Consider the following 23,656-nt stretch of genomic DNA (forward strand, 5'->3'; position numbering starts at 1 on the left):
TGCTCACGCGTGGGCTCAAGAGCCCACCCTACCTTCTACATTCTGTTCGTCACCGCTGGCAGTTCACGCAATAAAACGTGGAGCGCTGGCCCTGTTTGATCTGGCGAACCGGAGCGCCACAGTTGCGGCAAGGCACTCCTGCACGATCATAGACGAAATATGTCTGCTGGAAATAGCCCGACTGCCCGTTCACTGCAAGAAAATCACGCAAAGTGCTGCCTCCTTGCACAATCGCGGCCGCCAGGATCTCGCGGATCGCCGTTGCCAGCTTGTCATAGCGGGCGCGGCTGACGCGCGCGGCCGGGGTTTTGGGGTTGATCCCGGCCCGGAACAGGCTCTCGCAGGCGTAGATGTTGCCCACGCCGACCACGATGTCGCCGGCCAGCAGCACCTGCTTGATCGGCGCGCTGCGCCTGCGCGTTTCGCGGTGGAGCAGGGCGCCCGAGAAGGCCTCGCCGAGCGGCTCCACGCCGAGCCCGCGCAGCAGGATGTGCTGTTCCAGGTCGCCGTCGTCCAGGCCGTGCCACAGCACCGCGCCAAACCGGCGCGGGTCGTGCATGCGCAGCACTTGCTGGCCGCCGGGCCCCGCCACCACGAGGTCGAAATGGTCGTGCTTCTTCGGCTCGGTGCCGGGCGGCAGCACGCGCAGGTGGCCGGACATGCCCAGGTGGATGATCAGCGTGCCATGCTCGAAATGGATCAGCAGGTACTTGCCGCGCCGGCCGGTGCGCAGGATGCGGCGCCCGGCCAGCAGTTCGCCCAGCCGTGCGGGAAACGGCCAGCGCAGGCCGTCGCGGCGCAGCACGACGCCTTCCACCACCCGTCCTTCCAGGTGGGGCGCGACCCCGAGGCGAGTGACTTCGACTTCTGGAAGTTCAGGCATGAGTATTGATAATTTTGTAAATTCGTGTTGCAGTCGCGCACGCGCTCAAGAGCTTGGGCGTAGAATCGGTGCCATCTTCCGAGACCCTGGATTTGCCTTGAAAAACGCTTTCGCCATTGTAACCTTCTCCGGCCTGCTGACGGCGTGCGCCGTGACGCCCGGGCAGCATGCCGAGGCGCCGATGCAGGTCGCCGAACAGCATGCCGCCGCCGCGCCCGCCAAGGAGGGCGAGGACGCAGCCGCGCCTGCCGCGGAGAACCTGCCCAACGTCAACATGTCGAGCACGATGCTGTACCAGTTGATGAAGGCGGAGCTGGAGTTTCGCAAGGGCGACTGGCAGGGGCCGTACCTGACCATGCTGAGCCTGGCGCAGCAGACCAAGGACCCGCGCCTGGCGCGGCGTGCGGCCGAAATGGCGGTCGCGGCCAAGCAGGCCGATGACGCGCTGGCCGCCATCAAGCTGTGGCGCGAGCTCGACCCGAACTCGGAAGAGGCGAGCCAGTATTACCTGGGCCTGGTGGTCATGTCGGACAACATCGCGCCGGCCGAGGACATCCTCAAGCGCAAGATCGCCGAGGCCACGCCCGCGACGCGCCCGCTGATGCTGTTCCAGGCCGAGCAGCTGCTGCTGCGCGCGCCGGACAAGAAGGCCGGGGCCGACATGCTGCAGCGGCTGGTGGCGCCATACAGCAACATGATGGAAGCGCACGTGGTGCTGTCGCAGGCCGCCATGGCGCAGGGCGACAAGGCGGGCGCGCTGCGCGAGGCGCACGCCGCGCTGTCGATGAAGCCCGACTCCGAAATCGCCGCGCTGACGCTGGCCCAGGCGCTGGAAGACGACGACAAGGTGGCCGAGGTGCTGGAGCGCTTCTTGAGGGCGCATCCGGACGCGCGCGACGTGCGCATGGCGTATGCCCGCGTACTGGTCAACCGCAAGCAGTTCGATGCCGCGCGCGGCCAGTTCCTCACGCTGCTCAAGGCGCAGCCGGACAACCCGGCCACGCTGTATGCGCTGGGCATCCTGTCCACCCAGTTGAACGATTCGAAAGCGGCCGAGGGCTATTTCACCCGCTTCGTGGACCTGGTCGGCAACGACCCCGACGAAGAACGCGACCCCACGCGCGCGCTCTTGATCCTGTCGCAACTGGCCGAGGAGCGCGGCGACCTCAACGCCGCGCTGGGATGGCTCGACAAAGTGCAGACCGGCGAGCCGCAGGCGCAGCTGTCGGTGAGCTTGCGCCGCGCGCAGCTGTTGGGCAAGAAGGGCGACGTCGAGGGCGCGCGCAAGCTGCTCGCAACGCTCAAGCCCGAGGACCCGGCCGCGCAGGCGCAGGTGGTGATGACCGAATCGGAAGTGCTGCGCAACGCGGGCCGCGTGCTCGAGTCGTTCCAGTTGATGCAGGGCGCGGTGCAGCGCTTCCCGAAGAACACCGACCTGCTGTACGACTTTGCGCTGCTGGCCGAAAAGGTGGGCAAGCTGGACGTGATGGAAAAGTCCTTGCGCGCGGTGATTGCGCAGGCGCCGGACAACCATCACGCCTACAATGCGCTCGGCTATTCGCTGGCCGAACGCAACGTGCGCCTGCCGGAAGCGTACCAGCTGATCGACAAGGCGTTGAAGATGGCGCCAGGCGATCCGTTCATCATGGACAGCATGGGCTGGGTGCAGTATCGCATGGGCAACCTGAAGGAAGCGGAAGCGCAATTGCGCAAGGCGTATGCGCTGCGCAGTGATCCCGAGATTGCGGTGCACCTGGGCGAAGTGCTGTGGGCGCAGGGACGCAAGGCCGACGCGCAAACGTTGTGGCGCGAGGCCAAGGGCAAGGATCCGCAGAACGACACGCTCAAAAGCACGCTCGCGCGGCTGCACGTGGCGCTGTGAAATAATTCGCGCACTCTCTGCGTGCCGTCGTCCCGGCGAAGGCGGGGACCCATAGGCCGCGTGGGCGCACGCTCAGTATGGGTTCCCGCCTCCGCGGGAACGACGGTTTAATGCTAACGACTAGCGGTAACGCCGCATCTCGTGACAAGACCAATGCTACCAACCCGACACCTGACCATCCTCGCCTTCGCCGCCGCATTGAGCGGTTGCGCCACCAGCACCGCCAATCTCTCGCACGCGCCGGTCGCGGCTTACCGCGAGAGCATCGACCTGGACGGCCGCCTGTCCGTGAACTACCAGAAGGATGGCCAGCCGCAGTCGCTGACCGGCAACTTCAACTGGGTGCAGCGCCCCGGCCGCATCGACGTGAGCCTGGCGTCGCCGCTCGGGCAGACCATTGCGACCATCGCCGTGACACCGGGCGAAGCCACGCTGACCCAGGCCGGCCACGAGCCTGTGGTGGCCGCCGACATCGACGAGCTGACCGCGCGCACGCTGGGCTGGGAACTGCCGGTTTCCGGCCTGCGCGACTGGCTGCAGGGCTATGCCACAGATGCGCACGGCAAACGCTTCACCGCGTCGCCCGCCGCGAACACCGTGTTCACCAAGGACGGCTGGCGCCTGCGCTTTGTGTCGTGGCAGGACGAAAACGCGGCGCATCCGGTGCCCAGCCGCATCGACGCGCAGCGCAGCGCCTCGGCCACCAGCGACGAGCTGGAAATCCGCATCGTGATCTCGCCGGTGAGCTGATGGTCAAGCGTTCGTTGCACAACTGCCCGGCGCCGGCAAAACTGAACCTGTTCCTGCACGTGACCGGCCGCCGGCCGGACGGCTATCACCTGCTGCAAAGCGTGTTCCAGCTGATCGACCGCGCCGACACGCTGCATTTCGACCTGCGCGACGACGGCCGCATCGTGCGCACCACCGAGGTGCCGGGCGTGCCGCAGGAGCAGGACCTGATCGTGCGCGCGCTGCACCTGCTGGCCGATGAGTACCGGCGCCGCCACGGCCGCGCCGCGCCCGGCATGGACGTGGCGATCGACAAGATCCTGCCGATGGGCGGCGGCCTGGGCGGCGGTTCTTCCGACGCGGCCACGGCGCTGATGGTGGCCAACCACCTGTGGCAGGCCGGTTTGTCGCGCGACGAGCTGATGGCGCTGGGCCTGCCGCTTGGCGCAGACATTCCATTCTTCATCTTTGGCGAGACCGCATTTGCCGAGGGCGTGGGCGAGGCTTTGCAGAGCGTGCCGGGGCCGGATTGCTGGTACGTGGTGCTCGAGCCAGGGGTGTCGGTGCCGACCCCGGCGATTTTTGGTGCGGCAGATTTGACACGCGATTCAAAACCGGTCACAATATCGGACTTTTCCAGATGCCAGTCGGTCCACAACGAGCCCGTTGGTTTCGGAAAAAACGATCTGCAAGCAGTAGCAGCCCGCTTGTTCCCGCCGGTAGCCGAGGCGGTGGAATGGCTGGGTCGTTACGGGCGAGCCAGGATGACTGGCTCAGGGGCGTGTGTGTTCTGCGCGCTTTCCAGCGAAAGCAAAGCCGACGACGTGCTGGCGCAAGTGCCGGCAAAGTGGAAGGCATGGAAAGCGAAATCGCTGGCACAGCATCCGCTGAAATCGCTCTTGCAAGATCGGTGTGTTGTAGAATAAAATTTTGCCTGTCGTTGCAATCGACGAGAAATCTCACCGAAAGTAACGGCAAGCAGTTCAGTTGCGTAGGGGAATCGCCAAGTTGGTTAAGGCACCGGATTTTGATTCCGGCATTCCAAGGTTCGAATCCTTGTTCCCCTGCCATTCGTTTGGCCTGGCTGTCGATGCAGGATGCGTCCAACAGGCAAAACCCGGTGGAGCTACTCCCTGGTCCATCCTTTTAAATAGCATCAGCCGGTCCGCCGGCTGATGGCGTTTCAAGTGTCAACGAAATCTCTTAGGACTCCCCACATGGCTTACGAAAACCTGATGGTTTTTACCGGCAATGCCAATCCGGCGCTAGCAGAGGGGGTCGCAAAAAACCTCGGTATTCCTCTCGGTAAGGCAGTCGTCTCGAAGTTCTCGGACGGCGAAGTGATGGTCGAAATCAACGAGAACGTCCGCGGCAAGGACGTGTTCGTGCTGCAATCGACCTGCGCGCCGACCAACGACAACCTGATGGAAATCATGCTGATGGTCGACGCTCTCAAGCGCGCCTCGGCAGGGCGCATCACCGCCGCCATCCCTTACTTCGGCTACGCCCGCCAGGACCGCCGCCCGCGTTCGGCGCGTGTGGCGATCTCGGCCAAAGTCGTGGCCAACATGCTGGAAGAAGCCGGCGTCGAGCGCGTCCTGATCATGGACCTGCACGCCGACCAGATCCAGGGCTTCTTCGACATCCCGGTCGATAACATCTACGCTTCGCCGATCCTGCTGGGCGACCTGCAGCGCAAGAACTACGACGACCTGCTGGTGGTGTCGCCGGACGTCGGCGGCGTGGTGCGTGCCCGTGCGCTGGCCAAGCGCCTGGGCTGCGACCTGGCGATCATCGACAAGCGCCGCCCGAAGGCGAACGTGTCGGAAGTGATGAACATCATCGGTGAAGTCGAAGGCCGTAACTGCGTGATCATGGACGACATGGTCGACACCGCAGGCACGCTGACCAAGGCCGCCGAAGTGCTGAAAGAGCGCGGCGCCAAGAAGGTGGTGGCGTACTGCACGCATCCGGTGCTGTCGGGTCCGGCAATCGAGCGCATCTCGAACTCGCCGCTGGACGAGCTGGTCGTCACCGACACCATTCCGCTGACCGCTGCCGGCCAGGCCTGCAGCAAGATCCGCCAGCTGACCTGCGCACCGCTGCTGGCCGAAACCTTCAAGCGGATCGTGAAGGGCGACTCGGTGATGTCGCTGTTCTCCGAGTAAGCGGCACTGAAACAATCGCGCGGCGCGCAGGGTGTTGGCCTTGCGCGCCGTTGTAGTATCCGGATTTTCTTGAGCGCGTTGCGCTCGAGCCCTGGCAGTCCCTGGTCGCGGGGATTGCCGCAAACCCTGGGCCACGGGCCGCGGACACGGTGTCCCGGCAGTCGAGCCCGTTCATTTTTTTGGAGTGTTCCATGAAAGTAGTCGCATTTGCACGCACCCAGCAGGGCACCGGAGCGAGCCGCCGCCTGCGCAACGCCGGCCAGACCCCGGGCATCATCTACGGTGGCAAGGAAGCCCCGGAACTGATCACCCTGGATGGCAACGCGTTGTTCCACGCGCTCAAGAAAGAAGCTTTCCACGGTTCGATCCTGGACATGGAAGTTGATGGCAAGACCCAGCAAGTCCTGCTGCGCGACTTCCAGATGCACGCATTCAAGCCGATGGTCATGCACGCTGACTTCCAGCGCGTCGATGCATCGCAGAAGATCCACACCAAGGTCGCCCTGCACTTCGTCAACGCCGAAGCTTCGCCGGCCGTCAAGTTCGGTGGCGCGATCGTGTCGCACGTGCTGAACGAACTGGAAATCGAATGCCTGCCGGGCCAACTGCCGGAGTTCATCACCGTTGACCTGTCGAAGATGGAAGCCGGCGGCTCGATCCATACCGGCGACCTGGCACTGCCGACCGGCGTGAAAGCGCTGACCCACGGCCAGAACCTGACCGTCGCCACCGCATCGGTGCCGGCTGGTGCCGCTGCCGCGGAAGCTGCTGCTGCTGCCGAAGAGCAGAAGTAATCCTGCCGCCGCTTCGATGCGGCTTGCAGACGAAACCCGCCGCGCTGTGCCCGGCGGGTTTTTTTATGGTGCCCGTCGGCCTTTGCGATAATTACCTTTTTCAAGATTCATCTCGACCCATGTCCATTCGCCTGATCGTCGGCCTTGGCAATCCCGGCCCGGAATACGAACAAACCCGCCACAATGCCGGCTTCTGGCTGGTCGATAACCTGGCCAACACGCTGCCCGGCTGCCGCCTGCAGCGCGAAGCGCGCTTCAACGGCATGGTGGCCAAGACCTCGATTGCCGGCAACGAGGTGTGGCTGCTGGAGCCGCTGACCTTCATGAACCGCTCCGGCCAGTCGGTCGGCGCGCTGGCGCGCTTTTTCAAGATCAAGCCGGACGAAGTGCTGGTCGTGCACGACGAGCTCGACATTCCACCCGGCGTGGCCAAGCTCAAGAAGGGCGGCTCGTCGGGCGGACACAACGGCCTGAAGGACATCACGGCGGCGCTGGGCACGCAGGATTACTGGCGCCTGCGCCTGGGCATCGGGCATCCGCGCAGCATGAACCTGCAGCAGGCGGTCGCCGACTTCGTGCTGCACCGGCCGCGCCGCGAAGAGCAGGTGCTGATCGAGGAGTCGATCGACAAGAGCCTCTCCATCATTCCGCTCGCCGTGGAGGGCAAGTTCGACGTGGCGATGATGCAGTTGCATACCGCGTAGCGGGGCGCGGCATCGATCGGGCCAGTCTCGCGTAGGGTGGGCAGCTCGCTGCCCACGCGTTCAACTAACGGATGAACGTGCGGAAATGCGTGCGGGACTGAACGCGTGGGCAGGAAACCTGCCCACCCTACGAGTTCGGTTGGGGCGGCTTGTCAGGTGCCGGCCACCACGACCTGGCTGCGCAGGTCGCGCATCATGCGGTCCAGCAGGGGCTGCATGCGCTTGTATTCCGCCGCCGCGCAAACCAAGCCTTCGTGCGCGAAGCGCAGGCTGCGCTTGATGAGCACGGTGTTGCCCTTGCGGATGTAGGCGGCGCGGTAGGTGAAGTTGCGGTCGTTGATCGTCAGGTCCTTGGGCACGGCCACCACGCGCAAGCTTTTTGGAAAGCTGTAGCCCAGTTCGTCCTCGGCCTGCACCGGCGGGCACACGAAGTCCTGGCGCCGCTCTTTTTCCTGCGCCATCTCGAACAGCTTTTCGCCCAGCCCGCCCCAGAAGCTGAAACTGGTGGACAGCCCCACCGGACCCGGCAGGTTGATGAAGCTGTCGCTCTTGCCCGAGAACGACATGCTGTATTCGTCGGCGTTGCCGTCCGTAATGCCGGGATCGAACACGCCCGAACCCTTCTGGCCCAGACCCTGCAGCATGCGCTGCACGAACTGGTCGCGGTCGGCCTGGCGCGTGTCGCGCACCGCCTGCCGGTAGGGCTCGGCAATGGCGCCCGAGGTGGTCTTGCTGATCTTGAAGCGGCTGCCCCCGTCGGCCAGCACGTCGAACCAGGTGGCGGTGCGGTTGCTCTGCGGCTGGCGCGATGGCGTGCTGGCCAGCATGCCGCTGTGCACCAGCAGCACCGGCTTGCCAAGGTCGCTTGCTGGCAGGTAGCCGGCCGAGACCGATTCGGCCGTGGAATCGAGGTACAGGTCCAGGCCCGGCACGTAGTTGATCATGTGGTTGAAGATGCCCAGCGTGGGCGTGCGCGGCAGGCGATAGGCGTTGGCGCTGTTGATGAGCGCCGGTGTGCTGTCGATGCCGGCGGCGGCCAGCAGCGCCTGCAGCAGCACGGCGTGGTCCTTGCAGTCGCCGTAGCGGTTGCGCAGCACGGTGCTGGCGGGATGCGGCACGACGCCGCCGGGGCCGACATACACGCCCACGTAGCGGATGTTGTGGCGCACCCATTCGGACAGGGCGAGCGCTTTGGCGCGCGGGTCGGCCAGCCCTGCGGTGAGCTGGTGCGCAAGGGTGGTGATGCTGTCGTCGGCATCCGCCGTGCCGGCGGCCAGCTCGCGGAACGCCTGGGCAAAGGCTGCGTAGTCGCGGAAGGTGGAGACCGACAGCCGCTTGCCATAGTCGAAGTAGCTGACCGAGCTGGTTTCGATGCGCGCGTTCTCGCCGGGGACGTAACGCCAGCGGTAGCGCTTGCGGCCGGGCGGGTCTTCGGCGGGCAGCGGCACGAAGCCGACCGCGTCCGCGTACACCGGCATCGACGCCGGCATGTCGTAGATGAGCTCGAACTGTTCGTTCAGGTAGAACTCGGCCGCCGACAGGTCTTCGAACTGGCCGGGAAACAGGGGTGTGTGGCGGTGCACGACGTAGCGCACCACCAGCTGGTCGCCCTGCGCCACCTGCGGGAACACGACCACCTTGACCCGCGTGTCCTGGAACATGGGCGCGTCCGCCGATGCGCTCTCCTGCTGGTCGCGCACCTGTGACGGCTCGACCGCGATGCGCGAGCCGTCCGGCTTTTGCGTGTACGCCTGGACCGAGAGCACCTCGTCCAGCGTTTTGTTGTAGGTGATGTAGTACTGGCTGTGCGATTGCACCGCGCGCTGCTGCGCGATGGTGCGCGCATTGTCCACCGTGAGGGTGTAGCTGCCGTCCGGCTCGACCACGAAATGCTGGATGTATTGGTTGACGACCACCGCCGGGTCGGTGCCGGTGTCGTGCGCGAGCGCGCGGCCGCACAGTGCAAGGAGCACGAACAGCATCGCCGCCAGATGAGCTCGCATGGGACCCCCGGAACATGAACGGATGAGCAGAGCAAACCATGTTACGCAGCTCACGCATTTGACGCTTGAGCCGGCGCAAGCGCGGCCTTCCTGCGATAATTCCGGCCATGAGTGCCCTATCTTTCCACGCCGGGCCCGCCGCGCTGGCCCGGATTCGCGCGCATGGCTTGCGCGCGCAGGACGTCGCCATCATCCCGGCCGCCGCCGGCGGACCCAAGGGGCTGATCTTCCAGCACCTGGACCAGTGGGTGTTCGGCGACTGGCTGCCGTCCGCGCCGCGCGAGCGCATGCTGATCGGCTCGTCCATCGGCGCGTGGCGCATGGCCGCGGCCTGCCAGCGCGATCCGGCCAGGGCCTTCGCCCGGCTCGGCGAACTGTACAGCGGGCAGCGCTACAGCACCGCCAAGCCCACCCAGGACGAGATCGACAAGGTGGTGCAGGACCTGCTGCGCGAATTCGTCAGCGGCCACGAGGACGACATCGTCAACCACCCGCACCACCGGCTGCACCTCATCACCGTGCGCGGCAAGGGTTCGCTCGCCGCGGCCCGCCTTCCGCGCGCCCAGAAGCTGGGGTTCGCCGCAGCCGCCTTGCATAACCTGGCTTCGCGCGAACGGCTGGGCAACCTGCTCGAACGCGTCGTCATCGGCGACAAGCGCGCCCGCGCGCCGTGGCTGCGCGAGCGGTTCGACAGCTTCACCACCCATTTTCCGGACCTGACGCGGCAGAACCTCGCGTCCGCGCTGCTGGCTTCCGGCACGCTGCCGCTCATCATGAAACCGGTGAGCGACATCGCACAAGCGCCGCCGGGCTACTACTGGGACGGCGGCATCATCGACTACAACCTGGCCTTGCCCTACTCAAAAGCAGAGGAGGGCGCGATCGTGCTGTACCCGCACTTTAACGAGCACATCGTGCCTGGCTGGCTCGACAAGGCGATGCCCTGGCGCCGTGCCGCGCGCGGGCCCAACCGGGCCTGGCTGGACAACGTGCTGATCGTGGCGCCGTCGCCGGAATTCAAGCGCACGCTGCCGCGCGCCAAGCTGCCCGACAGGAGCGACTTCAAGTACTACGGCACCGACCAGGACGAGCGCATCCGCATCTGGCGCCAGGCGATCGGGCAGGGCGAGCGCCTGCGCGACGAGTTTGCCGCCTTCGTGGAAAAGCCGAACCTCTCCCTCATCCGGCGCATCTAAAGGTATTTCGCCGGTCGCGCCGTCATGCGACTCGCATGGCGCGCGCGACATTGCCATGAAGCGAATGAACACGGTCGTGCTTGCCGCGCTGCTGGCTTCCCTGCTGGCGGGATGCGGCACGGCGCGCCTGACGGTGGACGATGGGCGCCAGCTCGACCCGTACTTGCTGTCGGAGATGCGCACCTACGGCGCGGGCGCCCGGGCCGTCCGTCCCGCGATCGTGCGCTCCGCAGCCTTGCACGACAAGGGTTGCAGCCACCAGTACGAGTTGCCGTTCGAGGCGATGACCTCGTACGGGCTGGCGAACGAGGACCAGAAGGTGGCCTGGGCGCGCACGCTCGGCGTCAACGAGCGGCTGAGCGTGATTGCCGCCGACCGGTCGTCCGGGCTGGCCAGGGGCGACGTCATCGCCCAGGTGGATGGCTACACGAGCCGCAACTCGCTCAAGCTGCTGCAGGCCCTGCGCGACGCGCGCGACCAGGGCGATCCGTTCCGGCTGGTGCTGGCCGGCGGCAGGGCGGTGACGGTAGCGCCGCTGCGCGTGTGCCGTGGCCATGTCGTGCTGGCCTCGCCGTTCCGGCCGCAAGTGCAGAATTACCACTGGCGCTATGCAGTGCATCCGCTGGAAGTGTTCCAGCGCCCGCTCACCGGCGACGAAGCACAGTGGATCGTGCTCTGGACGCAAGGCTTGTCGGAGCGGGGCGGGGCGCGGATGAAGACGTATGCCTTCCTGATGGGCGGCCTGAAGTGGGCAACCGTGTTTGCCCTTGGCGCGACCGCCAGCAGCGCGGCGGCCTCGTCGCGCAGCGCCTCGGCCGCGGCCGGCAGTTCCTCGGCCGGGCAGGCCGCGGCGGCGCAGCTGGCGGGGCAGGCGGGCTCGATGGCGGCGCGCTCGGCGGCGGACCGGGCCACGCTGTCGGGCATCAGCCGGGTGGCGGCCGGGGTGTTCGACCGGGCCGACGCGTGGGCGTTCGAGAACATGATCAAGCTGGGCATGAATCCACGCGCGGGGCTGACCTTGCACGAAAAGCTGCTGGGCCAAGGGCTGTACGGCAACGCGTTCGTGCTCGATGACGAGCGCCTGGCGGCGATGCGCGTGCTGACCGAGCAGTTGCCCGAGGCGCCGCGCGCGGCGGCGGCGTCCCCTGGCCGGCGCTGACCGCTGCCTACGAGCGGGATCAGTTGCTATTTCGCGGCGAAAGCGGGTGGTTTTGCGGCGTTCGGCGCGGTCCCCGGTTACAATACGAGGTTTTCCAAATCGAGCCAGAAAGTCACCCATGAGTCTCAAATGCGGCATCGTCGGCCTGCCCAACGTCGGCAAGTCCACCCTGTTCAACGCCCTGACCAAGGCCGGCATCCCGGCTGAAAATTATCCGTTCTGCACCATCGAGCCGAACGTCGGCGTGGTCGAGGTGCCCGATCCGCGCATGGCCAAGCTGGCCGAGATCGTCAAGCCGGAGCGCATCGTCAACGCCATCGTCGAATTCGTCGACATCGCGGGCCTGGTGGCCGGCGCGTCCAAGGGCGAGGGCCTGGGCAACCAGTTCCTGTCGCACATCCGCGAAACCGACGCGATCGTCAACGTGGTGCGCTGCTTCGAAGACCCGAACGTGGTGCACGTGGCCGGCAAGGTCAGCCCGATCGACGACATCGAAGTGATCCAGACCGAGCTGGCGCTGGCCGACCTGGGCACCGTCGAGAAGGTGTACCACCGCGAGCTCAAGAAATCGCGTGCCGGCGACAAGGAGGCGATCAAGCTGTGCGCGCTGCTGGAGAAAATCACGCCGCACCTGAACGAAGGCAAGCCGGTGCGGACGCTGGGCCTGGACGCCGAACAGCTCGAACTGCTCAAGCCGCTGTGCCTGATCACCGCCAAGCCGGCCATGTACGTGGCCAACGTGTCGGACACGGGCTTTACCAACAACCCGCTGCTGGACCAGCTGACCGAGTACGCGAAGGCCCAGAACGCGCCGATCGTGGCGATCTGCGCGGCCATCGAGTCCGAAATCGCCGACCTCGAGGACGCCGACAAGGAAGCCTTCCTGGCCGACATGGGCATGGAAGAGCCGGGCCTGGACCGCCTGATCCGCGCGGCCTACAAGCTGCTGGGCCTGCAGACCTACTTCACCGCCGGCGTGAAGGAAGTGCGCGCCTGGACCATCCACATCGGCGACACCGCGCCCAAGGCCGCGGGCGTGATCCACACCGACTTCGAGCGCGGCTTCATCCGTGCACAGACGATTTCATATGAGGACTTCATCCAGTACAAGGGCGAGGCCGGCGCCAAGGAAGCGGGCAAGATGCGCGCGGAAGGCAAGGAGTATGTCGTCAAGGATGGCGACGTGCTGAACTTCCTGTTCAACGTCTAAGCGTCCGGGCCCGGCAGGGCCTGGCGAACCTCGCAAGCCCCGGCTGCCGCTTGGCGCCGGGGCTTGTTCGTTTCGGCCGGCGCCAAGGCTCACCGCGCTTTCGGGTTCCCCAGGCCATGGCCGCCGCTGCCGGCCAGCGCAGGCAGCTTGTCCTTCGGCTTGCCGGCCACCAGCAGGTGGCAGGCGCCGCGCGTCGTTGCGCTGTCCCACTCGATCGGCTCGGGCGCGTTCACCCATCGCGTCTGCGCCTGGAACGATGCGCTGGCCAGGCTGCGCGAGCGGTCCAGTTGCGGCGTGTCGATCTCGGCCAGGTCGAGCATGGTCGGCAGGATGGCTTCGGTGGTGATCGGCGCTGTCGCGTTCTTCGCCAGCCGTTCGAAGCGCCCGGGCCATTGTGCCTTGTATTGGCGCGAGACCCAGGCCATGGCCGCGACCGGGAACTCCTGCCGGCCTGAACTGCCATGGCCGGACCGCCCACAGGTGCCGTCGAACAGCGTCTCGCCGTGATCGGCAGCGTAGACCAGCGCCGAGACGGCATCCTGCCTGCCGAGGGTCTCGATGATGCTGGCCAGCACGTAGTCGGTGTAGTGCATCGCGTTGTCGTAGGAATTCTCGACAGCGAGCTTGTTGCGCCGGTCGTGGTGGTCCGGATCGTGCAGCGAACGCAGCGACGGCTGGAAGATGTCGAACGCGGCTGGATAGCGCCGTTGGTACGAGTCGTGCGAGCCGAGCATGTGCAGGACGAAGAACTGCTTCTGCTCATGCCGCGCGAGGAATTTGGCCAGCGGCGCGATCAAGTGTTCGTCGTACAAGCCGTCCATGTGCATCGTGCGGATCGACAGGTTCATGAAGACCGCTTCGTCGGCTTCGCGCGAAAAGTGCGAGACCTCGGTTTCGCGCATGCCGATCGGCTGCTGGTTCGAGATCCAGTAGGTCTTGAAGCCGGCTTCACGGAACGCGCTCACCAGCGACCTGGCGCGTTCGCGCTCCTGGTCTTGCGGCAGCGGCGGGGTGAGCATGGTGGGCACTGAGAGGTTGGTGTAGGTGAACGGCGTGATGATGTCGGGGATGGGGACGACGTTCTCCTGCCGGGCGAGGAAGGAAGGCAGGCCGCGGGTGTAGCCATTGAGCGCGAAGCGGTCGGCGCGCGCGGTTTCCCCAATCACGAGCACGTAGATCTGCCGCGCCGCCGGTGGTTGGAGCTGGCGCGCGTGGTAACGGAACAGCGCCCGGCTTTGCTCGGCGTGGCGCAGGTAGGTGCTCTCGCGGCAGAACTCGCCGAGCGAGACGAAGCGGCCAAGCGGGAAGATCGGGCGCACGTTGGCAAGCGGGGCAAGCAGGCCGTCGTCGGCCTTCTTGACTGCCGCGGCCAGCCCGGTGTGTCCGGCGTCGCGCAGCAGATGCTCCGCGGCCGGGGCAGTGGGAAACAGCACCACCAGTGCGGCCAGCAAGGCCAGGACGGCACGCGCGGGACGCCGTATGCCGCGCCGGTAGCAGCGCCAGTTTCGTCCCAGACCCCGGCGCGCGGCCCGTGCCGTCATCAGCCATATGCCGGCCGCAAACAACGTGCAGCACAGCAGGGTCGTGGCGCGCCCGCGCATGAAGTCCGCCGCTTCGATCATGTTGCTGTCGCCGATCGACAGCAACACCGGCGTGCCCGGGGGCTCCTGGTACACGAAAAAGAAAAACAGGTCGAACGGCAGCAGGACAAGGAGAAAGAAGGCCGAGTAGTACACGGCGCGCTCGAAACTGGCGAAGGCCAGGTGCCACACGCAGAAGAAGGCGAGCGCCAGCAGCACCTTTTCAACACTGATGAGCCTGAAGTCGGACAGCAGGAAGCAAATCGCCGGGGACAGCCACGCCAGCAGGTAGGCTGGAAGGACCTGCTTTGTCCACATGGCGGGCCAGGTCTTCATGATCGGTGCATGACACTCTCGGGCGACAGGGCGAAGCAAAGGTTATCCCTGTGCGGCCATGATCCGTTTGCGCGAGCCCAAGCTTGGTCCCGCTTGCCCGGGCTGCATATTCCCAGCTGCTGCAGACCGGCCTGGCGCCGTCGCTCAGGCGGCCAGGTGGCGGCGCAGCAAGCGCATCAGGGCGCCGATGCCGGGCAGTTTCTGGTAGAGCTCTTCGGCGGCGTCCCAGTAGTCGCGGTGGCTTGCCACCCTGCCGTCCGGCCTGAACACGAGGTGGGACATGCCACGTATCACTTCCTCCTTGCTGCTGCCCCATCCGCGCGTACGGTAGTGGAGCTCCCAGGCCAGCATTGCCTCGCCGGCGCCAGCCAGCGTACGTGTGACGATAAAGCGGGGTGCTTGCAGCTGCGTGAACATGTGCCTGAAAATGCGCTCGATCGCGGCCACGCCGCGCACCTCGTTGAAGGGATCCTTGAAGCAGGCATCGTCGCCGTAGAAGTCGGCGCAGCGGCCCACGCTGTCCGGGGACAGGGTTTCGTAGAATTCAATCAGGCCGGCAAGCTTCATGCGCCGGCCCCGGTGATGCGGCGAACCAGCGGAAAATACCAGCGGTAGGGCAGCAGCGCGAGCAGCTTGAGCACACGCGTGAAGCGTTGCGGGTAATGGATTTCGAAGTGCCCGCGGGCAAAGCCGTCCAGTGTTGCGGTCGCCGCCTGTTCGGGCGTGAGCAGGGCGGGCATCGGAAAGGTGTTGCCCGCCGTCAGGCGTGTGCGCACGAATCCGGGGTTGACGACCCACACCCCGACTTCCTGCGGCGCCAGCTCCAGGTGCAGGCATTCGGCAAAGTGGATCAGCGCCGCCTTGCCCGGTCCGTAGCACAGCGCGCGCGGCAGCCCGCGGTAGCCGGCAACGCTGGCGACAAAGGCGATGCCACCGCCCGGCGCCAGGCCAGGCAGCACGGTGGCGGCAAAGCGCAGCGCGCCATTGAAATTGACGTCGACGACTTGTTCGGCGCGGGCGAGATCGAAATCGGCAGCGCCCATCGGCGCGTAGTCGCCGGCGAGGTAGATCGCCACATCCACGCTCCCCCAGGCGGCGCACAGCGCGCGGTGGGCCATGGCGAGACTGGCGGCGTCGGCCACATCGCAGGGCAGCACCAGCGCGTCCGGCAGTGCCAGCGCGCGCAGTTGCCCGGCCGATCGCGCCGACAGCGCCAGCCGGGCGCCACGCCGGGCGAGCTCGGTGGCCAGGGCGGCGCCGATGCCACTGGATGCGCCGACCAGCCATACCTTGCGGCCGCGCCAGTCGCGTATGCGGGGATTCATCGCTTGACGAATGCCAGCGTGACCTCGCCCACCCGCACGCCCCACTTGGACATGGTGGAGCGGTTGAGCATGACCTGGTCGTCCATCAGGAACATCCAGTCGTCCACATCGACGTTATAGGTCCTGTCGCCCACCGGCAGCTGGAGCACGTAGCGCCAGTGCAGCGCGTTGCCCGCGAGCCGGCCGACCGCTTCGCCGGCGACATCGGCAGCGGTGCCCCGGTAGCTGCCGTCGGGCTGGCGGCGCAGGTTCCACACGCGGCGCGAGCGGGTTCCGTCGGACCATTCGAAGCGCTCGTCCAGCACGCCGGCATCGCCCTTCCAGCTGGCTTGCAGGGTGACGTGGAAGCGCTTCTTCACCCGGCCGAAGCGGTCCTGGAACATGCCCCACGCATCGAGCTTGCCATCGAGGTAGCGTTCCAGGTGCAGTGCCGGCTGCTCCTGCCGGTACTGGGCCAGGTCGTCCGAGGCGCACGCGGCCAGGCCGAGCGGGAGCAGGGCGCAAACCAGGCTTTTCATGGGCGTTCCTGGTCCAGGCTGGCGTGTTTCAGGCGGAACTGGACGACGTCGATGTTCCCGGCCAGGAAGCCCGCCTCGCAATAGCACAGGTACAGGCGCCACAGGCGGCGGAAGGTGTCGTCGAAGCCGAGCGCGGCGATCGCGGGCCAGTTGGCCTCGAAGCGGGTGCGCCAGGCCGCCAGCGTGCGCGCGTAATCGGCGCCGAAGGCGACTTCGCGCGTGACTTCCAGGCCCTGCCGGGCCGCCGCGCGCCGGAACGCCTCGCGCGAGGGCAGCATGCCGCCAGGGAAGATGTATTGCTGGATGAAGTCGGTGCCGCGCCGGTATTGCGGGAACAGGTGGTCGGCGATGGTAATGCTCTGCACGACCGCCTGCCCGCCCGGGCGCAGCACCCGGGCGAGGGTGGCGAAATAGGCGGGCCACCAGCGCTCGCCGACCGCCTCGAACATTTCGATCGACACCACGTGGTCGAAGCGCTGGCCGATGTCGCGGTAGTCCTGCAGGCGCAGGTCGGCCTGCGGCACGCGGCGTTGTGCCCAAGCGAGCTGGGACGGCGACAGCGTGACCCCGGTCAGCGCCAGTCCATGCTGGACCGCCAGCTCGGCAAAACCGCCCCATCCGCAACCGATCTCCAGCACGTGCTGGCCGGGGGCTGGCTGCAGCAGCGCGAGCACATGCTCGTACTTGGCGCGCTGGGCCTGTGCCAGGCTGGCGCCGGCCGCGCCCCACATGGCGGCCGAATAGCTCATGGTCTCGTCGAGCCACAGCGCGTAGAAGTCGTTGCCCAGGTCGTAATGGGCGAGGATGTTGCGGCGCGCGCCGGCCCGGCTGTTGCGGCGCAGCCAGTGGCGCAGGCGTGCGGCCAGCAGCTGCGGCCAGGAGCCGTAGACCGCGTCCGCCAGGGTGTCGCGGTTGCGCGCGAGCAGGGTGAGCAGGGCGGTGAGGTCGGGCGCATCCCACTGTCCGTCAAGGTAGGCTTCGGCCAGGCCGATGTCGCCGCGCGCGAGCACGCGGCCGAACACGGCCTCGTCATGCACGTGCATGCCAACGGCGGTGCTGCCGTGGCCGAACTGGCGGGTGGCGCCGTCCGGCAGGCGCACTTCGAGCAGGCCGCCGGCCAGCTTGTCGAGCAGCCCGAAGACGGTACGGGTATCGCGCCCCGGACGGGGGCAGCCGCCCAGGGACAGGGCGTCATCGATGGTGTGGGTCATGGGGAGGAATGGTTGGTGAAGCGCAGGCCGGGCTGGCCCCGTGGAACGGCACGCCCTTCAGCCAGAGCCTGAGTGCCTGCCAGTGGATACGTGCGGTCACGCCCAGGGTCAGGAAGGGCATGCGCAGGAACGCGGCGAGCAGCGCGCGGGCGGTCCACGGCCTGGCTGTGCCGGCGATGGCCGTGCGCAGCAGCTCGCCCGCGTTATCGTCGTAGTCGATGCGTACCAGCTGGCGCGCGGCGCCGGGCGCGAAGCGGAAGCGGTAGTGCCCTTCGACGCGGTTGAATGGCGATACGTGCAGGCGCTTTTCGGCAACCAGGGCGGCATCGGTGTCGAGCGCGGCGCCGCCCTGGTGCAGCAGGTAGTGGCAACGTTCGCCAAAGGTGTTGTTGACCTCGGCCAGCACGGCAACCAGGGTGCCGGCGCGGTCGTGGCAGTACCAGAAGCTGACCGGGTTGAACAGGTAGCCCAGCACACGCGGAAAGGTTTGCAGCAGCACCGGGCCGTCGCTGGGCAGCCCATGTTCTTGCAGGCGCGCTTCGATCCACGGCAGCAGCGCGCTGCCGTCGCGCGGGCCGTGGTCGCGGGAGTAAAAGCTGAGCAGGTTGGGGCGGTCGACCGAGAACACGCCGCAGGCCGCCGCCGCCAGGTCGCGCAGGGGCAGCAGCACGTAGAACACTGGATAGACGAAGCTGTTGGCGGCAGGACGCAGGCGCCGGTGCATGACGTGGCCGAGGTAGAGCCGGGGACGGGTGTCCATGCCGCCTCAGGCAACGAGTGCGCGCCGCATCGGCGCGGGCACCACGTCCTTTTGCCATGGCGCGCTCACGCCGAGGGCGTTGGCCACGTCCAGCGCGGCTTTCAGTCCGTCCTCGTGGAAGCCGTAGCCGCTCCAGGCGCCGGCCAGCCAGATGCCGCCATCCCCTTGCAGCGATGCGAGGCGCTGCTGGGCCGCGACGGCGGCGCCATCGAAGAGCGGGTGGGCGTAATCGAACTCGGCCAGCACGTGGGCCGGGTCGGGTTCGCGCGCAGGGTTCAGGCTGACCACGACCGGCGTTGAAAACGGCAGCGGCTGCAGCTTGTTGATCAGGTAGGACACGCCCACGGCCGTGTTGCCGGGACCGCCTTGCCCCGCCATGTAGTTCCAGGCCGACCACAGCTTGCGCGCGCGCGGCAGCAGGCGCGCGTCGGTGTGCAGCACGGCCCGGTTCTTCTGGTAACGGATCGACGACAGCAGCGCATGCTGGGCCGCGCTGGCCGAGCGGCCGAGAATCGTGCGCGCCTGGTCGGTATGGCAGGCCAGCACCACTTCGTCGAAGAGCTCGCTGCCGCCTTCGTAGTCCACCCGCACGCCGGCCAGCCCGCGCCGCACCGACCGTACCGGGCAGCGCAGGCGCACGTCGTCAAGCCAGGCGGCCAGCTTGTGCACGTAGCTGCGGCCGCCGTTGCGCACGGTGGACCATTGCGGGCGCTCGAGGACTTGCAGCAGGCCATGGTTGGCGCAAAAGCGCAGGAAGGTCGCGACCGGCATGTCGAGCACGGCGCCGGTCGGGCAGGACCAGATCGCGGCGGCCATCGGCAACAGGTACCAGTGCGCGAGCGCGGGGCCATAGCCGCCCTCGTCGAGGAAGTCGCGCAAGGTGCGGCCGCGGTCGCCAACCCGGGCCAGCTCGGCGGCGCTGGCCCGGTGGAAACGCAGGATATCGGCGAGCATGCCCCAGAAGGCGGGGCGCAGCAGGTTGCGCTTCTGGCCGAACAGCGTTGCCAGGCTGGTGCCGGCCCATTCCAGGTCGGGCTGCTCGAGGCTGACGGCAAAGCTCATCTCGGTCTCGACGGTCTCGACCCCGAGCAGGTCGAACAGGGCAGTCAGGTTGGGGTAGGTCCGCTCGTTGAACACCAGAAAGCCGGTGTCCACCGGATGGGTGTGGCCGTCGAGCGTCACGTCGACCGTGTTGGTGTGGCCGCCCAGATAATCGTTGGCTTCGAACAGCGTGACCCGGTAGTGCCGCGACAGCAGCCAGGCGCTGGCCAGGCCGGTGATGCCGGCGCCTACCACGGCAATGCGCGGCGTGGTCATGTCGTGCTTAATCATTGCTGCCCCACAGCTCAGCGTAGGCGGAATGATTGTGGATCGATTCGAAATTTTCCGAAGTCACCTTCCAGCTGCGGATGCGTGGCTCTTCCATGAGCTGCAGGGCGATGTCGCGCACCAGGTCTTCGACGAATTTCGGGTTGTCGTAGGCGCGCTCGGTCACCCACTTCTCGTCGGGCCGCTTGAGCAGGCCGAACACCTCGCATGAGGCTTGTTCCTCGGCCAGGCGCACCAATTCCTCGATGTCGAGCGGGGCGCGCAACACCGCTTCGATGGTGATGGTCGAGCGCTGGTTGTGGGCGCCGTAGGCCGAGATCTGCTTCGAGCACGGGCACAGGCTGGTGACCGGCGCGGCAACGCGCAGGGTGAGCTGCGGCTGGACACCGGGCAGGTGTTCGGCGATCATCGTGACCTCGACATCGAGCAGGCTGCCGATGCCGGACACCGGCGCGCTTTTGCGGATGAAGTAGGGAAATGCCACTTCGATCCGGCCGCTGTCGGCCTCCAGCCTGGCAAGCATCTGGCCGAGGCAGAGCAGCAGGCCGGAGTGTGTCAGCGCTTCTTCTTGCGCCTCCAGCAACTCAACAAAGCGTGACATGTGGGTGCCCTTGGCGTGGGGCGCCAGGCCGACCGTCAGTTGCAGGGTGCCGACGGTGCGCACGATCCCGCTGGCGCCAGCCACGGCAATCGGGTAGCGCAAGTCCTTGACGCCGACGCGCTGGATGGGCAGGCGGCGACCATCGGAAGACGATTGCACGTCGGGCAGGAGCAGGGATTCGCGAGCATTCATTGGGTAATGGTCCTCAAGGCGATGGGGGTGGGACGGCGAAGCGGCTTCCCGCTCCCTTGTTTTGTCATGGACAAACCGATGGGTTGCGCATAAGATACTTAGCGGAAACATGGTTGTCAAACGTTTTTTCGCATTTTGTCTAGGACATTTATGAGTGTGCCCAGCTTTACCATCGCCGCCGTCGAGCGCGATACCGGGTTATCGAAGGACGTGCTGCGCGTGTGGGAACGGCGCTACGGCTTTCCGGTGCCGACGCGCGACGCCAATGGCGAGCGCGTCTACACCACGGCCCAGGTGAACCACCTGCGACTGATCAAGCGCCTGATGGACCAGGGGCACCGGCCGGGCAAGCTGATGCAGCTCGACGCCGAGCAGCTGGCTGCGCTGGCGCCGCGCCGCGCGCTGCCCCCCGGCGCGACCGGGGAGGCCCATGATGCCGTGGCCGGGCTGCTGGAACTGGTGCGCCAACATGATGCCGACGGCTTGGTGCGGGCCTTGCAGCAACGTTTGGGACGGCAAGGCTTGCAGCGGTTTGTCATGGACACAGTTGCTCCCTTGACGCAGGCGGTGGGGCAGGCATGGGAGCGCGGCCAGCTCGAAGTGTTCGAGGAGCATTTGTTCAGCGAGCTGACGAAGCGGGTCCTGCGCCAGGCGATCGCCAGCTTGCCGCGCGGCACCACGCGGGCGCGGGTGCTGCTCACCACCGTGCCGGACGAGCAACATATTCTCGGGCTGCTGATGGTCGAGGCAGTGCTGGCGCTGGAGGGTGCCGAGTGCATCCCGCTCGGCACCCAGATGCCGCTGGGCGACATCGACCGTGCCGCGCGCGCGCATCAGGCCGACATCGTGGCCCTGTCGTTCTCGCAGGCCTTCGCCACGCGGCAGATACCCGAATTGCTGCGCCAGTTGCGCGCGCTGCTGCCCGAGAGCGTGGCCCTGTGGGTGGGCGGGGCCGGGGTGCTCGGGGCGACCGTTCCGGAAGGGGTGGTCCGCCTGGCCAGCCTGGACGACGCCCTGCGCGCCCTGGCCGCCTGGCGTCTACCGGGCGACCAGCAGCGGCCTGCGGCAGGCGCCGGGGCCGGGCCCGCGTGAGCAGCCAGACGGCACCCGCACTCGGGTGCTGCGTCAGGCGCATCGTGAAGATATCTTGAAGCAGTTTCGCGCGTTCGCAAATTCGTTCGAGGTTGCGTTTGCATTTCTGGTGCCTGTACAAGCGCGGGCGTACTATCGAGCCATGTAAAGGACAGGGCCGCCGGGCCGATGCATCACTTTGGAAGGATTGACGATGATTCAGGCATTTGACGAGCAGGCACCCATGCAATTCATCCAGCAGGCGCCGCGCCATCTCTTCTTCACCGGCAAAGGGGGTGTTGGCAAGACCTCGATCGCCTGCGCTACCGCGGTTCAATTCGCCGCGCAAGGCAAGCGGGTGCTGCTCGTCAGCACGGACCCGGCGTCGAATGTGGGGCAGGTGTTTGGGGAACAAATCGGCAACCGGATCACCGCGATTGCCGCCGTGCCAAACCTGTTCGCGCTCGAAATTGATCCGCAGGCGGCCGCGCAAGTTTATCGCGACCGCATCGTGGGTCCGGCGCGCGGGGTGCTGCCGGAGGACGTCGTCAAGGGCATGGAGGAGCAGCTGTCCGGCGCCTGTACCACGGAAATCGCGGCGTTCGACGAGTTCACCGCCCTGCTGATCGACTCGGCGCTGACCGCAGCATACGATCACATCATTTTCGACACCGCCCCGACCGGCCACACCATCCGCCTGCTCCAATTGCCCGGCGCGTGGAGCGGTTTTCTTGAGGAAGGCAAGGGCGACGCGTCTTGCCTTGGGCCTTTGGCCGGGCTGGAAAAGCAGCGTGCCCAATACAAGGCAGCCGTCGACGCCCTGGCAGATCCGCTCAGCACGCGACTGGTCCTGGTTGCCCGTGCCCAGCGCAGCGCACTGCGGGAGGTCGCGCGCACCCACGAAGAGCTGGCCGCCATCGGGATCTCACAGCAGTACCTCGTCATCAACGGCGTGCTCCCATCGCACGAGGCCGAGCACGATGAGCTGGCTGCCGCGATCCAACGGCAGGAGCAAGCGGCACTGGCCGCCATGCCGGATGTGCTCAAGGCATTGCCTCCGGACCAGATCCCTTTGAAGCCGTTCAACCTGGTTGGACTGGACGCCCTGCGCCACCTGCTGGTGGACAGCGCCAGTGCCGGCGCGCCCGCAGCCACCGAACTCCCAGCTAAACTCGACGCGCCGGACCTGGCATCCCTGGTGGATGACATCGCCGTCGATGGGCATGGCCTGGTCATGCTCATGGGTAAGGGCGGCGTGGGCAAGACGACCCTGGCAGCCGCGGTTGCCGTGGAGCTGGCCCAGCGTGGCCTGCCCGTGCACCTGACGACCTCCGACCCGGCGGCCCACCTGGCGGAAACCCTGGACGGTTCACTGCCCAACCTGACGGTCAGCCGCATCGACCCCCACGAGGAAACGGAGCGCTACCGCAAGCGGGTGATGGACACCAAGGGGGCCAAGCTCGACGCCGAAGGGCGCGCCTTGCTGGCAGAGGACTTGCGCTCCCCCTGCACCGAGGAAATCGCGGTCTTCCAGGCCTTCTCGCGCATCATCCGCGAGGCGGGCAGGACCTTCGTGGTGATGGATACCGCGCCCACCGGGCATACGCTGCTGCTGCTCGATGCCACGGGCGCGTATCACCGGGAAGTGACGCGCCAGATGGGCAATACGGGCGTGCACTACACCACCCCGATGATGCAGTTGCAAGACCCGCGGCAAACCAAGGTTCTCATCGTCACGCTCGCTGAAACCACGCCCGTACTGGAAGCTGCCAACCTGCAGTCGGACCTGCGGCGCGCGGGGATCGAGCCATGGGCCTGGATCGTCAATAACAGCGTCGCCGCCGCGCATCCGCAATCGCCGCTGCTGCGCCAGCGCGCGCACAACGAACTGCGGGAGATCGATGCGGTGGCGACGCATCATGCTCGCCGGTTCGCTGTCGTGCCGCTCCTGAAGCACGAGCCGGTCGGCGTGGATCGGCTGCGCGACCTGGCGCACCACTGAGCG

Annotated in this window: 21 protein-coding genes and 1 tRNA gene; 12 read left to right on the forward strand and 10 right to left on the reverse strand. The window is 66.7% G+C overall.

What is annotated here, in order from left to right; translation table 11 throughout:
- Positions 1–49: 49 nt before the first annotated feature.
- Entirely contained in the window at positions 50–883 is an 834-nt protein-coding gene (mutM, locus tag NX774_RS15840) for a bifunctional DNA-formamidopyrimidine glycosylase/DNA-(apurinic or apyrimidinic site) lyase (protein WP_258823198.1), read from the reverse strand.
- Positions 884–980: 97 nt separating this feature from the next.
- Between mutM and NX774_RS15845 the strand changes: the two genes are divergently transcribed.
- The 7 genes from NX774_RS15845 to pth all read left to right on the forward strand — a co-directional run bounded on the left by NX774_RS15845 (position 981) and on the right by pth (position 7,160).
- Complete coding sequence (locus tag NX774_RS15845) at positions 981–2,765, forward strand: tetratricopeptide repeat protein (RefSeq protein ID WP_258823199.1); 1,785 nt, start codon at positions 981–983, stop codon at positions 2,763–2,765.
- A 153-nt stretch (positions 2,766–2,918) separates the two neighbouring features.
- Positions 2,919–3,515, forward strand: a complete 597-nt coding sequence (gene lolB / locus NX774_RS15850) for a lipoprotein insertase outer membrane protein LolB (protein WP_258823200.1) — start codon at positions 2,919–2,921, stop codon at positions 3,513–3,515.
- Positions 3,515–4,420 carry a 4-(cytidine 5'-diphospho)-2-C-methyl-D-erythritol kinase gene (ispE, locus tag NX774_RS15855; protein ID WP_258823201.1) on the forward strand — a complete coding sequence of 302 codons (906 nt, stop codon included), beginning with the start codon at positions 3,515–3,517 and terminating at the stop codon, positions 4,418–4,420. Before lolB ends, ispE begins: the two co-directional genes overlap by 1 nt.
- 67 nt (positions 4,421–4,487) lie before the next feature.
- Positions 4,488–4,564: transfer RNA gene (locus NX774_RS15860), tRNA-Gln, on the forward strand.
- A 147-nt stretch (positions 4,565–4,711) separates the two neighbouring features.
- Positions 4,712–5,662, forward strand: coding sequence for a ribose-phosphate pyrophosphokinase (locus tag NX774_RS15865; protein WP_258823202.1), 951 nt, complete (start codon positions 4,712–4,714; stop codon positions 5,660–5,662).
- A gap of 191 nt (positions 5,663–5,853) precedes the next feature.
- A complete protein-coding gene (locus NX774_RS15870) occupies positions 5,854–6,456 on the forward strand; it encodes a 50S ribosomal protein L25/general stress protein Ctc (RefSeq protein WP_258823203.1) in 603 nt (200 codons plus the stop codon).
- A gap of 119 nt (positions 6,457–6,575) precedes the next feature.
- Positions 6,576–7,160 carry an aminoacyl-tRNA hydrolase gene (pth, locus tag NX774_RS15875; protein WP_258823204.1) on the forward strand — a complete coding sequence of 195 codons (585 nt, stop codon included), beginning with the start codon at positions 6,576–6,578 and terminating at the stop codon, positions 7,158–7,160.
- A 152-nt stretch (positions 7,161–7,312) separates the two neighbouring features.
- On the opposite strand, the gene NX774_RS15880 is transcribed toward pth, so the two are convergent.
- Positions 7,313–9,163: a DUF3857 domain-containing transglutaminase family protein gene (locus NX774_RS15880; RefSeq protein WP_258823205.1), complete on the reverse strand. Its 1,851-nt coding sequence runs from the start codon at positions 9,161–9,163 to the stop codon at positions 7,313–7,315.
- A gap of 107 nt (positions 9,164–9,270) precedes the next feature.
- Here NX774_RS15880 and NX774_RS15885 point away from each other — a divergent pair, with 107 nt between their 5' ends.
- The 3 genes from NX774_RS15885 (at position 9,271) to ychF (ending at position 12,728) form a co-directional block, all read left to right on the forward strand.
- Complete coding sequence (locus tag NX774_RS15885; protein WP_258823206.1) at positions 9,271–10,359, forward strand: patatin-like phospholipase family protein; 1,089 nt, start codon at positions 9,271–9,273, stop codon at positions 10,357–10,359.
- Positions 10,360–10,414: 55 nt separating this feature from the next.
- Entirely contained in the window at positions 10,415–11,518 is a 1,104-nt protein-coding gene (locus NX774_RS15890) for a hypothetical protein (RefSeq protein ID WP_258823207.1), read from the forward strand.
- A gap of 118 nt (positions 11,519–11,636) precedes the next feature.
- Positions 11,637–12,728: a redox-regulated ATPase YchF gene (ychF, locus tag NX774_RS15895; RefSeq protein WP_258823208.1), complete on the forward strand. Its 1,092-nt coding sequence runs from the start codon at positions 11,637–11,639 to the stop codon at positions 12,726–12,728.
- An 89-nt stretch (positions 12,729–12,817) separates the two neighbouring features.
- Here the strand turns inward: ychF and NX774_RS15900 are convergent, their stop codons facing one another.
- The 8 genes from NX774_RS15900 to folE2 all read right to left on the reverse strand — a co-directional run bounded on the left by NX774_RS15900 (position 12,818) and on the right by folE2 (position 20,580).
- The gene (locus NX774_RS15900) at positions 12,818–14,644 is read right to left on the reverse strand and encodes a phosphoethanolamine transferase (protein WP_258823209.1); all 1,827 of its coding nucleotides are present in this window, start codon (positions 14,642–14,644) and stop codon (positions 12,818–12,820) included.
- A gap of 144 nt (positions 14,645–14,788) precedes the next feature.
- Positions 14,789–15,211, reverse strand: a complete 423-nt coding sequence (locus tag NX774_RS15905) for a nuclear transport factor 2 family protein (protein ID WP_258823210.1) — start codon at positions 15,209–15,211, stop codon at positions 14,789–14,791.
- Positions 15,208–15,969, reverse strand: a complete 762-nt coding sequence (locus NX774_RS15910) for an SDR family NAD(P)-dependent oxidoreductase (protein WP_258823211.1) — start codon at positions 15,967–15,969, stop codon at positions 15,208–15,210. Before NX774_RS15910 ends, NX774_RS15905 begins: the two co-directional genes overlap by 4 nt.
- The gene (locus tag NX774_RS15915) at positions 15,966–16,487 is read right to left on the reverse strand and encodes a DUF3833 domain-containing protein (protein WP_258823212.1); all 522 of its coding nucleotides are present in this window, start codon (positions 16,485–16,487) and stop codon (positions 15,966–15,968) included. The genes NX774_RS15910 and NX774_RS15915 overlap by 4 nt, the downstream gene beginning before the upstream one ends.
- Positions 16,484–17,698 (reverse strand): SAM-dependent methyltransferase, encoded by a 1,215-nt coding sequence (locus NX774_RS15920; RefSeq protein ID WP_258823213.1) that lies wholly within the window; start codon positions 17,696–17,698, stop codon positions 16,484–16,486. Before NX774_RS15920 ends, NX774_RS15915 begins: the two co-directional genes overlap by 4 nt.
- Positions 17,679–18,458 carry a DUF1365 domain-containing protein gene (locus NX774_RS15925; protein WP_258823214.1) on the reverse strand — a complete coding sequence of 260 codons (780 nt, stop codon included), beginning with the start codon at positions 18,456–18,458 and terminating at the stop codon, positions 17,679–17,681. Before NX774_RS15925 ends, NX774_RS15920 begins: the two co-directional genes overlap by 20 nt.
- Before the next feature lie 6 nt (positions 18,459–18,464).
- Entirely contained in the window at positions 18,465–19,790 is a 1,326-nt protein-coding gene (locus NX774_RS15930) for an NAD(P)/FAD-dependent oxidoreductase (protein WP_258823215.1), read from the reverse strand.
- A complete protein-coding gene (folE2, locus tag NX774_RS15935) occupies positions 19,783–20,580 on the reverse strand; it encodes a GTP cyclohydrolase FolE2 (protein ID WP_258823216.1) in 798 nt (265 codons plus the stop codon). Before folE2 ends, NX774_RS15930 begins: the two co-directional genes overlap by 8 nt.
- A 135-nt stretch (positions 20,581–20,715) precedes the next feature.
- Here folE2 and NX774_RS15940 point away from each other — a divergent pair, with 135 nt between their 5' ends.
- Positions 20,716–21,672: a MerR family transcriptional regulator gene (locus tag NX774_RS15940; RefSeq protein ID WP_258823217.1), complete on the forward strand. Its 957-nt coding sequence runs from the start codon at positions 20,716–20,718 to the stop codon at positions 21,670–21,672.
- 223 nt (positions 21,673–21,895) lie between these two features.
- Positions 21,896–23,653, forward strand: a complete 1,758-nt coding sequence (arsA, locus tag NX774_RS15945) for an arsenical pump-driving ATPase (RefSeq protein WP_258823373.1) — start codon at positions 21,896–21,898, stop codon at positions 23,651–23,653.
- Positions 23,654–23,656 lie beyond the last annotated feature (3 nt).

This window comes from Massilia agilis (assembly GCF_024756255.1).
Taxonomy (GTDB): Bacteria; Pseudomonadota; Gammaproteobacteria; order Burkholderiales; family Burkholderiaceae_D; genus Telluria; species Telluria agilis.

Excerpts from the sequence above, each read along its gene's own strand:
- NX774_RS15900 (WP_258823209.1), bottom strand. The coding sequence starts at position 14,644 with ATGAAGACCTGGCCCGCCATGTGGACAAAGCAGGTCCTTCCAGCCTAC.
- NX774_RS15870 (WP_258823203.1), top strand. The coding sequence starts at position 5,854 with ATGAAAGTAGTCGCATTTGCACGCACCCAGCAGGGCACCGGAGCGAGC.
- NX774_RS15880 (WP_258823205.1), bottom strand. The coding sequence starts at position 9,163 with ATGCGAGCTCATCTGGCGGCGATGCTGTTCGTGCTCCTTGCACTGTGC.
- folE2 (WP_258823216.1), bottom strand. The coding sequence starts at position 20,580 with ATGAATGCTCGCGAATCCCTGCTCCTGCCCGACGTGCAATCGTCTTCC.
- NX774_RS15865 (WP_258823202.1), top strand. The coding sequence starts at position 4,712 with ATGGCTTACGAAAACCTGATGGTTTTTACCGGCAATGCCAATCCGGCG.
- NX774_RS15925 (WP_258823214.1), bottom strand. The coding sequence starts at position 18,458 with ATGGACACCCGTCCCCGGCTCTACCTCGGCCACGTCATGCACCGGCGC.
- NX774_RS15920 (WP_258823213.1), bottom strand. The coding sequence starts at position 17,698 with ATGACCCACACCATCGATGACGCCCTGTCCCTGGGCGGCTGCCCCCGT.
- NX774_RS15885 (WP_258823206.1), top strand. The coding sequence starts at position 9,271 with ATGAGTGCCCTATCTTTCCACGCCGGGCCCGCCGCGCTGGCCCGGATT.
- ychF (WP_258823208.1), top strand. The coding sequence starts at position 11,637 with ATGAGTCTCAAATGCGGCATCGTCGGCCTGCCCAACGTCGGCAAGTCC.
- arsA (WP_258823373.1), top strand. The coding sequence starts at position 21,896 with ATGCAATTCATCCAGCAGGCGCCGCGCCATCTCTTCTTCACCGGCAAA.
- NX774_RS15930 (WP_258823215.1), bottom strand. The coding sequence starts at position 19,790 with ATGATTAAGCACGACATGACCACGCCGCGCATTGCCGTGGTAGGCGCC.
- mutM (WP_258823198.1), bottom strand. The coding sequence starts at position 883 with ATGCCTGAACTTCCAGAAGTCGAAGTCACTCGCCTCGGGGTCGCGCCC.
- NX774_RS15915 (WP_258823212.1), bottom strand. The coding sequence starts at position 16,487 with ATGAAAAGCCTGGTTTGCGCCCTGCTCCCGCTCGGCCTGGCCGCGTGC.
- NX774_RS15890 (WP_258823207.1), top strand. The coding sequence starts at position 10,415 with ATGAAGCGAATGAACACGGTCGTGCTTGCCGCGCTGCTGGCTTCCCTG.
- ispE (WP_258823201.1), top strand. The coding sequence starts at position 3,515 with ATGGTCAAGCGTTCGTTGCACAACTGCCCGGCGCCGGCAAAACTGAAC.
- NX774_RS15905 (WP_258823210.1), bottom strand. The coding sequence starts at position 15,211 with ATGAAGCTTGCCGGCCTGATTGAATTCTACGAAACCCTGTCCCCGGAC.
- NX774_RS15910 (WP_258823211.1), bottom strand. The coding sequence starts at position 15,969 with ATGAATCCCCGCATACGCGACTGGCGCGGCCGCAAGGTATGGCTGGTC.
- pth (WP_258823204.1), top strand. The coding sequence starts at position 6,576 with ATGTCCATTCGCCTGATCGTCGGCCTTGGCAATCCCGGCCCGGAATAC.
- lolB (WP_258823200.1), top strand. The coding sequence starts at position 2,919 with ATGCTACCAACCCGACACCTGACCATCCTCGCCTTCGCCGCCGCATTG.